Here is an 11719-nt window from a genome sequence, read left to right on the forward strand (position 1 = left end):
CCGGAGTATAAAAGGCAATCCTTCCAATATTTAATACTTGCCTACCGGATTCAACTCAAAACGAACCTAACAGCACTGTTTAAATATTGTATACAGTATACTAATACGGGATAAATAACGATATATAGTATATGAACTTAACTCAGTAAATGCAGCAGAGACCCTATGAAAATAAATAAAACAAAGAAAAAGATCATACTGGCCGCGGTTGAACTCTTTAATGAATCGGGGATTCACAGCGTCAGAAATCAGGACATTGCCGAAAAAAGCGGGATCAGCCTTAGCAACTTCAACTACCACTACCCTACTAAAAAAGACCTGGTTCTGGCCATCTTCGACTACATGACGCATGTCCTTGTCGAAGACGTTTACGGGAACCGAAAGTTTATCATGGAGGGAGAAGGCCTGATGATCACCAAGAGCTTTTTCGTCTTCCAGCAGCAATTCTGCTTCTTTTTCCTGGACACCCCAAACATCATCAAGGCCTTTCCGGAAACCAACAAAGTGATCAAGGAACAGGTTGACGAGGCTTTCAAGATGATCAAAGGGGTGAATTACCTGGCCATAGGGATGGGATATATGAAACCCGAACCCCCGGAATTTCCAGGACTCTACGATGAATTGGCGGCCCACCAGTGGAGAAATACTCATTTCTGGATATCCTATGCAAGGATCAAAGGCATGGAGGACAACCTGGTACTAAAAGGGATGGAAGCCCAGTTCAGCCTCATTTACCCTTATCTGACCGAAAAAGGCATTGAGGCCAACAAAAGATTCCTGGAAAAACTAAAAAATGGTGACGCGTAATTCAAAAAGTACTGGTCGAAAGCAAACTCCCATTCGTCTACACTTCTATTCCATTCGTCTTCAATTCGCAAATTTGCATCCGGCAAAAGCAGATCTTAGACAGTTACTTAACCTGTACCGTAATGAATATTTTATTTATCGAAGATGATGCTATTGAGTCGATGAAACTCAACAGGACCATTTCAAAATGGCCTGTTCAACATAGGATCATACAAGCCAAGAACGGGGAGGAAGCCCTCGAGATCCTCAACGGTCCTGATAAGTTGCCTGATATCATCCTGCTGGACCTGAACATGCCCAGGATGAATGGGATCGAATTTTTACGTATCCTAAAAGAGGATCCGAAACTCAGATATTTGCCTACCATTATCCTCACCACATCCCAGAACCGGACTGACCTGTTGGAATGCTATCGAATCGGAATAGCAGGCTATATCATAAAACCTCTGAAATATGAGGATTACGAAGACAAGATCCAAAAATTGATCGCCTATTGGGAGGTAAACGAATTGATCAAAGCCTGATGAAAATAAAGGTTTTACAACATATTTTTTGCTCAGGTGCTAATATTCCTACCTTGTGAACCGTTAGAGAAGATATGAAAGGCATTGTTTTTACTGAATTCCTGGAGATGGTTGAAGAGACCTTTGGTTTGGAAGTTACCGAACAGATCATTGAAGAGTCCTCCCTGCCCTCCGAAGGAATCTACACATCGGTGGGGACCTATGATTTTAATGAAATGGTCTCCCTCCTCACACAACTGAGCAAGACCGTGGATATCCCGGCAAACAAATTGCTCCATACCTTCGGACTCTATCTGTTCGACAGCCTGGGCAAGGCCCATCCGGATATTATCGAAAACTACAAGTCTCCGCTTGCCCTGCTCATGTCTATTGAGGACCACATCCATGTGCATGTAAAGAAGCTGTATCCCGATGCTGAACTACCCACCTTCACCATCGTTGACAAGACAGACAATTCCCTGTCCATGATCTATAACTCTTCCCGGGGATTATACTGCCTGGCTCAGGGACTTATGGAAAAATGCTTTATTCATTTTAACGGCTCCGCGCATATCTCGTACGAACTGCTGAAAGAAGACGGGACCCAGGTTAAATTCGATATCGTCCAGCATGGATAACAAGGTCGTCTTGCTGAAAAAGGCGCTGGAACGCCAGAAAAAAGCCCGGCGGCAGGCGGAAATGATCCTGGAAGAGAAATCCCGGGAGCTGTACGAAACCTCACGCCAACTCCAGGAAACCAACGCCAGGCTGGAAAACCTGCTGAGCGAAAAGACCTCTGAGCTCGAAGGGGTATTTGTCAATATCGTAGACCCTTATGTGGTCATGGACCTGGATACCAATGTGATCCGGATGAATTCTGCCGCTGTTCAATTCCTCGGATACGATCACACCAAAGAAGCCCTGAACCTCAGTACACTAGTCCATCCGGATTATCGGGATTACACTTTGGATGCCTTGAAACAGCTCTACAGTGTGGGCACCTTAAAAAATTACCGCGCCAGGATCTTCCTCAAGGACGGGTCGACCCGATTTGTGCAGGTCAACAGCAGTATGATCTATGACAAGGACCGAAACCCCATCGCGGCCCAGGGGATCATACGCGACATCACCGGGGAGATGGAGGCACAAGAACAGATCAGGGCCTCTCAGAACCGATTGGCTACCCTGATCTCCAACCTGCAGACGGGCGTCCTGCTCGAGAGCGAGGACAGAAAGATATCCCTGACCAACCAGATGTTCTGTGACCTCTTTCAGATACCGGTGTCCCCGGATCAGTTGAAAGGGGCCGACTGCTCGAACGCTGCCGAAGAGAGCAAACACCATTTTGCGGATCCTGAAGGTTTTGTGAAAAGGATTGAAAAGGTCCTGAAATCCAAAAAACTGGTGCTTTCCGATGAATTGAAAATGAAGGATGGGAGAATCCTGGAAAGGGATTACATCCCCATTTTCAGCGACGGAAAATACAAGGGCCACCTTTGGACCTACCAGGATGTGACCCTCAGAAAGAACTACAAAAGGAATATTGAAGCACAAAAAGAAAAGTACTGGAGCATCATCGCCAATATGAACCTCGGTCTGGTCGAAGTAGACAATGAAGACATAATCCAACTGGTCAACCAGAGTTTCTGTACCATGAGCGGGTACTCCGAAAAAGAATTGTTGGGTTCCAAAGCAGCCGATATTCTCAAGGTCCGTGAAAAAAACCTGATCGAGGAAAAAGGGAAAGAACGCCTCAAAGGCAGGTCTAATTCGTATGAAATAAAGGTACTGGCCAAATCAGGAAAGGAAAAACACTGGCTGGTGAGCGGGGCACCGAGATATGATGAGGCTGGTAAAGTGATAGGTTCCATCGGTATCCACCTCGATATCACCGCCCAGAAAAACCTTGAAATACAAAAGGAAGAACTGCTGGCGGAGCTGGAAGAAAGCAATAAGGGGCTGCAGGAATACGCCCATATAGTTTCCCACGACCTGAAATCTCCCCTGAGGAGTATCAGTGCCCTGGCTACATGGCTCTACGATGATTACAAGGATAAGCTGGACGACGCTGGGATTTACAACCTGCAAATGATGCAGGAAAAAGTCGAAGGGATGGACAAGCTGATTGACGGCATCTTAAAATACTCCAGTATCAAGAGTGAATCCCTGGAGAATTCTCCTGTAGACCTGAATACTGTGGTGAACGAGATCAGGGAGATTATTTTTATCCCCGATCACGTGAATGTCATTATCATGGATCCTCTCCCCACCCTTGAAGCAGATGCCACCAAGATGCACCAACTCTTTCAGAACCTGATCGGTAATGCCGTTACCAATATCGATAAGGAAGAAGGGATCGTTGCCATTGGGGTAAAGGAAGAAAAGGATCACTGGGAATTTTACATTAGGGATAACGGCGTGGGCATCCCTGAGGAATACCACGAAAAAATCTTTAAAATATTTCAATCCATCGGCAACGAAGAACGCTCTACGGGGATTGGATTGTCTATCGTAAAGAAAATCATAGACCTCTACCAGGGTGAAATCTGGCTGGAAAGCGAGGTAGGTCAAGGGACCACGTTCTTCTTCACCTTAAAAAAATAGATGTGGAACAACCCAATCTCTCCTATATCAAACAACTCGCCGGAGGTGATACCGCTTTCGAAGATAAATTTATTACTATCTTGAAGGATGAATTCCCGGGGGAGAAAAAGGAGTATGAAAAGGCATTGCAAGAGAAACGCCTGCATGATACGGCCCTTATGGTTCATAAATTGAAACACAAACTGAATATTCTCGGGCTGGAGCAAGGTTATGGCATAGCGGTTGACTATGAAGAGGGATTGCGCCAAGGTAATTCCGACCTGTCCGAAGCCTTCCGGGAGATCCTGGAAACGATTGAAAAGTACTTAAAGACCATTTGACCATGACATGCATTATCATTGACGATGAAGCAGCCGCCAGGGCCATTGTTTCCCAGCTCTGTGCCAAAACCCCGGAGCTCGATGTCATCGAAGAGTTCTCCAATGCGATCGATGCCATCAAATTCCTGAATCAACAAAATATCGATCTCGTTTTCCTGGACATCCATATGCCGGGTTTCACAGGGATCGACTTTGTACAGACCCTCAAGAATCCCCCTAAGGTGGTCCTGACTACGTCGGATACTGAGTTTGCCATTGAGGCCTACGAATACGAGGCCATTGTGGATTACCTGGTCAAACCCATTACCCAGGAACGGTTCGCCAAATCCATCCAAAAAGTAAAGAATTCCCTGACTGCACAGCCGGCCCAGGGAGCGGATACCGCCTCCTCAGGGCTTGGAAATGAACTCTATATCAACATCGACCGCCGCCTGATCAAACTCAAATTTGAGGACATTTTATTTATTGAAGCCAAGGGCGACTATATCGATGTGAAGACCACGAAGGAAGACTACCGGGTCCACAACACCTTGAAAAAGATCAAGGAAAAATTACCTGCCCATCTCTTTCTGCAGATCCACAGGTCTTATATCATCAATTTCACGAAGATCATCGACATTGAAGACAATAGCGTCCTGATCGAGAAGAATGTGATCCCCATCAGCCGGTCTAACAGGCCCGAATTGATGCGGAGGTTGAACCTCCTCTAGCCTTAGAGGCGGGCGAGCATTTTCTTGTAATACAGAGGGACTTCCTTGAGGTTCCACCTGAAAGCGATCCCTATCTCTGTAAATTCAAAACCTGCAGCAGTAGCCGAGGCTATATTGCTATATTTTCCGTACAACTCAGCTCCTAACCTCTTGGAGAACCGGTGCTTTATTCCGGCTTCCAGCCTGAATACGGCAGATTGAGGGTCATCCTCTACCTGCTGCAACCCAAAGGCCCCATTGAATCTGAAATTTGTCATTTCAGACAAGGACCCATTGAACTCCCCGAATACTTCCACAGCCTGGTATTTTTCAGGACTGAAGTAGAGTTGGGGCAGCTGTTCTGCAAACGAGATATACTGGAAGTTGATCCCGGTTTTAACAGCCGGGGTCTTCAAGAGATTGTAATAAAGGGAAGTGAAGATGAGGTTACGGCTGTTCCCATCGGTCTGTGCAGTATGCATGACCTGGGTGTACCAGCCCAGACCCATCGTGGTACTGAGGTTGTAGTTAAGCCCCAGATGATTCATCACGATCTCCCTCTCAATAAGGTCTGCATTGAAACTCTGTACTTCCCTTCTGTATCCCAGCTCCGCATTCTGCAGGCGAAAGGGCTTGAACTGAAAGCGGAGATCGACCACCGGCTGGGTATATCCCCCGGCTTCGGATTGAGAAATGTTGAAACCGGCATTGGCTTTTACGCGGGTATTGGGCATGAGGGTGTAGGTGAGTCCGGCCAAGACCACATGGGAAAGGGCCCGGTTCCCCGATAGGGTATTCTCAGTTTCCCGGTAGAGATACGAGAGCTGTGTCCTGAATTTAGTTGAAAATGGAAGTTGCAGGCTGACCTGATTCCCATAAGCAATGTTGTTGCCATTGTCAAACGCGTAGAAAGGCTTTTCCTCAACGGAAGCAATATACTTCTCATTGATCTTTTCAAGCAGTGCCTGGGCATCGGCCTGGCCCGGATAGTAGGTCAGGGTACGGAAAGCTGCCCGGTAAGCATTAAGAGGCCGGTCTGAAGCGAAAAGTGCATTGGCATTGCCCAGGTTGCCGTCAAATGAAGTGCTGTCTGTAGCCAGGATTTGGCGGTATTCGCTTATAGCCTTATCGAACTTTCCGGTATACATTCCCAGGGTGGCACGAAGGGCCTTTACCCAGCTTTCCTCCGGTAACACCTGTTCCAGGCTATCGATCTGATATCCTGCCCGGGTGTACCTTCCATTCCAGATCAGGGCCTGTATATAGCGTTCGCGTGTACGGTGACCCAGGACCACATCAGTGATCACTCGGGACTTGGATAATCCTTCTTCTGCGTAACGGAGGGCCTGTTTTTCGTTGCGATCCAAATGGGCCACCAGGGAGAGTCCGTTCAGGGCCCTGACGGAATCCGGGGCAGTAGTCGCCACGGAGAGAAAAGACTGTCTCGCTTTGTCCGTCTCCTTCTTTATAAGGTAGAGGTTGGCGAGGCTGATCAGCGTCTCCCGGTCTGAGGGGAAATCGATGAAGTTCTCCTTCAGGAGCTCCTCTGCCCGGCTATACTCTTTTTTCTTAATAAGGCTGTCTGCGTAACCCAACCTGATATATTTTATGGAGAGCCTCGCACTGGTATTTGCACTGTCGAGCGCAATGGCTTTTTCGATCCATCTGAGGGCCATAGGATATTCTTTCAGATTGCTGAGTGTATTGGCATATCCGAGGACAGAGGCGAAAGATTCGGGATATATGTTTACAAGGGATTCGTAGAGGGGCCTGGCCCTTTCGAATTGGCCATCCCACAGAAAAGCTTCGTTAAAATTAAGGTCGACCTCCAGATCCCCGGGGTACTGTTCTTTCAGGGCCTCAAAATGGGAGATCGCCTTTGTGGGGTTCCCGTTGAGTCCGACAGCCCTTCCATAACAGATCAATGCCGTTTTGTTCTCGGGGGCTTCCCGAAGATAGGCGTCAAAAAATTCCTCTGCACCGGCAAAATTTCCGGAATCCAGAAGGTGGAAGCCCTCATTCATGCTCCCCTGCCCATACAAGGTAAAGGCAGAGATAAGAAGTACTGAAATTGTCAGGTAAAGTCGCATAGGTTAAGTTTTAAAGGTGGGCGCAATCACGGTTTCGAATCAAACGCCTATAGAATTTTGTCTAATTCATGTTCACTATAGAAAATTTTGAAGGGTACCTAAAATGGTCATTGCATCTAAGATCAATGTCAGGAGCAGTCTCAAGGCAAATTGAAATTGCCGCCCCTTGTATAAATATCCCAGAACTACAGATGACATAATGATACCTTTTAAAGTGATTTAATTTGATATGGTAAAGTTACGGCGACTCCTTCCGCACCGGAAGTGCGAGAATGTCCATTCGTCTACAGTAATTCGCCGTCCGCCCCAGAGGGCCAAAAATAAACGTCAGATGAACTGATCTTTGACCTCATAAGTTCAAAAGAATACTTAACCTAAAACCTTCAATTATGGCTTTAATGATTACAGCGAACAATGAATTGATAGAGGTCCGTGGGCATCTCAATGCCCAGAATATGAATAGTTTGAGCAGGCATTTGGATTTGACAAAGAATTATAAAGACCATCTGATCCTTTCCCTGGACCGCGTGGAGAGCATAGATCCTCTCAGCACAAAAATCCTCGAGCGGGAATATCGCCAGGCTGCAACTTCCAATAAGGTCCTGACCATCATTGGCAGACAAAATGATTCTGTAAAGCGCACTATGCAACAGACGAGAACTTCTTATATCCTCAGCAATGACCTCATTTAAATATCTCCTGAAGAAAATAAGCCCGGAGCAGGTCTTTATGGGAAGTATCCTCCTGGTGAACGGAGGAAACTACCTCTATAACATCTTGCTGGGAAGGATTCTGGGTCCTGAGGCCTATGCGGATGCCGCCCTTCTCGTAACACTTCTCCTGGTACTTTCCTTTTTGGGAATGACCTTCCAGTTGGCCACCACCAAATTTGCGGTGATCTTTACCGGGACGGACTGGGAGAATTTCCGCAACCGCACCTATAAACAAGCCCTGGTTGCAGGACTGCTGGTCGCTTCTGTATTTGTGTATTTTGCCAAGGACTTGCAAGGGATATTTCAGACCAAGTCTCCTTATATGTTTATCGCCCTGGGGTTTGGCATCCCCCTCTATTTTGTGATGAGTGTGAACCGGGGGACCTACCAGGGACATCAAAATTTTAATTTCCTCTCCCTTTCCTACCAGACCGAAATGTGGAGCAGGCTTCTCATCACCCTGGGTTTTGTCCTTTTTTGCCCCTGGGATCCGGCTTTATCCGTCGGGATTGGCATTGCGTTTTCCTTTCTCTTTGGCCTGATACCTTCGAATTTCAAGAATATATCCATCGCCAAACCCTCAGGGTTGCGTAAAAACCTCGTCCGCAGGGTAAACCGTTTTTTTATCCTGACCCTGGGATATGAAATCACCCAGATCATCATAAACAACAGTGATATCCTAATGGTCAAACATTACTTCGAATCGTCCGAAGCAGGTTTGTATGCCTCCCTTGCCCTTATTGGCAGGGTCGTCTACTTTGTTGCCTGGATCTTCGTGATGCTCCTGCTCCCGGAGGTGGTGCAGAGAGAGAAGAAGGGAGAATCGACCACCCCGGTACTCTTCAGGTATGTGGGGTACATCTCCCTCCTCGCCTTGAGTATCGTCCTGGGGTGCTATCTGTTTCCCGAACTGATCATTCAGCTGATGTTCGGAGAGGCTTATTTATCCATGGCGGACCTGCTGTGGGAATACGCCCTGGCTACCGCCCTGTTTGCCATTGGAAATATCTTTACCTACTATTTCTTGTCATTAGACCGTTACGTGCCTGTGGTCATATCCGGCTTACTGGGGCTTTCCCAGATAGCCGCGATCAGACTGTTTCACGCTTCCCTGGAACAAGTCGTCCAGGTCCAGATCATGATCATGCTCTTGCTGTTGGGTTCGCAATTGATGTTCTTCATTCTGAGAAAAAGAAGCTGACAATGAGATCACAGGCTCTAAAAGGACCAGTTTTTAGGATTGCAGACTGGTCCTTTTTCTTTTTTAGAGACACCGCAGGGAAAGGCAAATTTCGGGAACCAAAAACCATTGACCGACAAGTATTTTCCATTCGTCTACAGGAGCTCTGCGCTCAACAGATATGGCCAATTTCACCGGTACTTTTAAAGGATATTTGTCCCGTAAAAACAAGTAAAATACTTAACCTATGAAACTAGCCATTGTAACCGCCTATCCCCCGAGTAAGGTCACCCTTACCGAGTACGGCTATCACCTGGTAAAGCATTTTCGCCTGCAGGAAGAAGTCGATGAGATCGTACTCATTACAGATCGTACAGCGGAAGAAAAAAATCTTTCCTTTGAAGAGAAGGGATGTAAGATCACCGTCAGGGAGGCCTGGGATTTCAACAACTACTTCAGCCTTTTTGGAATTCTGAAAGCAGTCCGCCAAACCCAACCCGATGCGGTCCTGTTCAACCTTCAGTTCCTGAAATTCGGAGATAAAAAAGTGCCTGCGGCACTCGGGTTACTCGCCCCTTTCTTTTGCAGGATCCAGGGGATCCCGACCATCTCCCTCATCCACAACATCCTGGAGCAGGTAGATCTGGAAAATGCAGGGATCACTCAGAACAAACTCCTGCAGAAGGTCTACAACTTTATCGGGAGTATATTGACCCGATTTGTCCTGGCCTCAGACGTAGTGGCCGTGACGATCAGCAAATACGTCACCATCCTTGAAAATAAATACAAGGCGAGGAATATCGCCCTCATCCCCCATGGATCCTTTGAAACCCCGCCTGAACCGGACTACAGCCTCCCAAAAGGACCCAAACAGGTAATGGCTTTTGGCAAATTCGGAACCTACAAACGCGTGGAGGTCCTCATTGAAGCTGTGGAAATGATCAGAAAACGCAGTTCTGAAGATATCGAGATCGTGATCGCCGGTACAGACAGTCCGAACACACCCGGATATCTGGAAGAAATGGCAAAACGTTATGCGCATGTGTCTCAACTGCGGTTTACGGGATATGTAGCCGAGGAGGATGTTCCCACCATCTTTGGGGAGAGTGCCGTAGCTGTATTCCCCTATACCTCAACCACCGGCAGTTCGGGTGTACTCCACCAGGCCGGGAGCTATGGTAAGGCTGTTGCCCTGCCCGACCTGGGCGACCTGGGAATCCTCATCAGGGAGGAAGGATATTCCGGTGAGTTCTTCGAGCCAAACAACACAGGGTCCCTGGCAGATGCTATCCAGAGGATTCTGGAAGATGATGCGTACAGGATAGCCCTCGGCAAGACCAATTACAAGGCTGCGTGCTCCCTGCCGATGTCTGAGATCACAAAGATGTACACGGATTATTTTAAAGCGATCCGATTTAAAAACCTGCCTGAAAAAATATCTCTGGAATCCGTCCTGAAAAAGGAGGAGCCGAAACCGTACTAAACGCAAAGGTTAGGTTAAGTAGAAGTGGGTGTCATTCTCGTAATGGCGCCCATTTCATTTATGGGAAGCCGACGCTATAACCCTAAAGGCTGGTTTTTCCTTTCCTTCCTTGTCAATGAGTCCGAAATGGCGCTGGGGAGCTTTCCTCCAGGGTAAGCGACCCACCACCTTTGACGGCACCTGTTTATAGTCATAGAGCGTCCAGGAAAGGAAAGGGAGGTCCCGGCCTTTTAAAGCGGTGACCATCTTTTGATAATAGGCTGCCTGGGATTCTTCAGAACCCGAAAAGAAATTCCATACCCCGCTGTAGGATGAAGATCCGAACTCGCTGATCACCACCTGTTTATTCCCAATTTCCCTCAGCAGTTCTTTGTGGGAGGCCTCAAAGATCTCAGGATCCTCATAGTAATGGTATGAGACAAAATCCAGGTGTTCATAGAGATGTCCCGCTGCCGTAGGGGAAGACCACCCGATCGTTACAGGATGTACTTTATCCCACTTCTTGACTTGCCTTATCATCTCTTCCAGCCAGTCCAGGACCTCTGCCCTGCCCCGGGAATCAAAGTCGAGATCCGGCTCATTCTTGATATCCCAGCCCAGTAAGGCCGGGTGATCCTTCAGTGCCCCCACGAGGGTCTCAGCATGCCTGTGCGTGCGGGTCCAGTCCATCAGGTCGTAGTTCCCGTAGAAATCGAAGAGGGTCACCAGCACCTTTAATCCGGCTTCATCGGCCAGGTCCATTAACCTGAGTAATTTTTGAAGCTTTTCCGGCTTAACGGAAGCAGCCCCGAAATCCTCATAGGGGATAAAGATCCGGAGGGTGTTGAGTTTCATCGCACTGATCTTTTCAAAATCCCCGGCAAGCGTCCCGGTATCGAAATCATCCCCAAAAGTATCCCAGGGAGACTGGGCAGGGTAGTAATTCAGCCCATTGACATGCCTCATACTGGCAGGGCCTGTACTACTCTCCGAAGCACCATCATTGCTCGGATTTGGTATCTCTTCCATATGCCTTACCCTCCAGAAACCGTCTTCGAGGAGCATCATGACCCGGTAGGAGGAGGTGAGCCTTCCTGACACCAGTTTCCGTTCCCCTTTCCGGATCTCCCTGAACCACTCCATTCCCGTATCCGTAAAGACCACCAGCTTCCCATCAAGGCTGTAAAACTCCAGGGACAGCTGATGATTCAGGGTGGAAAGTGAAACGCGAGTTTCATGCTCCTTATTCAACTGTATGACCTCCCTGAGTTTACTGTACAGGCTGTCCGTATAATAATCCTCCAGCCCATAGGGGTCTAGCTGATCAAAAGCGATACTGCGCACATACCAC

Annotated in this window: 11 protein-coding genes; 9 read left to right on the top strand and 2 right to left on the bottom strand. The window is 47.7% G+C overall.

Annotated elements, in window-relative coordinates:
* Nucleotides 1-165: 165 nt before the first annotated feature.
* From ABYP73_RS06665 to ABYP73_RS06690, 6 genes are all read left to right on the top strand, one after another.
* Nucleotides 166-807: a TetR/AcrR family transcriptional regulator gene (locus tag ABYP73_RS06665; protein WP_372944493.1), complete on the top strand. Its 642-nt coding sequence runs from the start codon at nucleotides 166-168 to the stop codon at nucleotides 805-807.
* Nucleotides 808-929: 122 nt separating this feature from the next.
* On the top strand, nucleotides 930-1331 hold the full coding sequence (locus ABYP73_RS06670; RefSeq protein ID WP_372944494.1) for a response regulator: 402 nt from the start codon (nucleotides 930-932) through the stop codon (nucleotides 1329-1331).
* A 74-nt stretch (nucleotides 1332-1405) separates the two neighbouring features.
* Entirely contained in the window at nucleotides 1406-1948 is a 543-nt protein-coding gene (locus ABYP73_RS06675) for a heme NO-binding domain-containing protein (protein ID WP_372944495.1), read from the top strand.
* Nucleotides 1941-3914, top strand: a complete 1974-nt coding sequence (locus ABYP73_RS06680; RefSeq protein ID WP_372973818.1) for a PAS domain S-box protein — start codon at nucleotides 1941-1943, stop codon at nucleotides 3912-3914. The genes ABYP73_RS06675 and ABYP73_RS06680 overlap by 8 nt, the downstream gene beginning before the upstream one ends.
* A 2-nt stretch (nucleotides 3915-3916) precedes the next feature.
* Nucleotides 3917-4234, top strand: a complete 318-nt coding sequence (locus tag ABYP73_RS06685) for an Hpt domain-containing protein (protein WP_372944497.1) — start codon at nucleotides 3917-3919, stop codon at nucleotides 4232-4234.
* Between the two features lie 2 nt (nucleotides 4235-4236).
* On the top strand, nucleotides 4237-4944 hold the full coding sequence (locus ABYP73_RS06690) for a LytR/AlgR family response regulator transcription factor (RefSeq protein ID WP_372973819.1): 708 nt from the start codon (nucleotides 4237-4239) through the stop codon (nucleotides 4942-4944).
* Between the two features lie 2 nt (nucleotides 4945-4946).
* Here ABYP73_RS06690 and ABYP73_RS06695 read toward each other — a convergent pair whose 3' ends face one another.
* Nucleotides 4947-7013 (bottom strand): tetratricopeptide repeat protein, encoded by a 2067-nt coding sequence (locus ABYP73_RS06695; protein WP_372944499.1) that lies wholly within the window; start codon nucleotides 7011-7013, stop codon nucleotides 4947-4949.
* A 389-nt stretch (nucleotides 7014-7402) separates the two neighbouring features.
* Between ABYP73_RS06695 and ABYP73_RS06700 the strand changes: the two genes are divergently transcribed.
* The 3 genes from ABYP73_RS06700 (at nucleotide 7403) to ABYP73_RS06710 (ending at nucleotide 10389) form a co-directional block, all read left to right on the top strand.
* Nucleotides 7403-7705 (top strand): STAS domain-containing protein, encoded by a 303-nt coding sequence (locus ABYP73_RS06700; RefSeq protein ID WP_372973820.1) that lies wholly within the window; start codon nucleotides 7403-7405, stop codon nucleotides 7703-7705.
* The gene (locus tag ABYP73_RS06705; protein WP_372973821.1) at nucleotides 7692-8927 is read left to right on the top strand and encodes a sugar isomerase; all 1236 of its coding nucleotides are present in this window, start codon (nucleotides 7692-7694) and stop codon (nucleotides 8925-8927) included. Before ABYP73_RS06700 ends, ABYP73_RS06705 begins: the two co-directional genes overlap by 14 nt.
* Before the next feature lie 226 nt (nucleotides 8928-9153).
* Nucleotides 9154-10389, top strand: coding sequence for a glycosyltransferase (locus tag ABYP73_RS06710; protein WP_372973822.1), 1236 nt, complete (start codon nucleotides 9154-9156; stop codon nucleotides 10387-10389).
* Between the two features lie 54 nt (nucleotides 10390-10443).
* Here the strand turns inward: ABYP73_RS06710 and ABYP73_RS06715 are convergent.
* A partial coding sequence (locus ABYP73_RS06715; protein ID WP_372973823.1) for a cellulase family glycosylhydrolase occupies nucleotides 10444-11719 on the bottom strand: 1276 nt, incomplete at its 5' end.

This window comes from Muriicola sp. (assembly GCF_041567615.1).
Taxonomy (GTDB): Bacteria; Bacteroidota; Bacteroidia; order Flavobacteriales; family Flavobacteriaceae; genus Muriicola.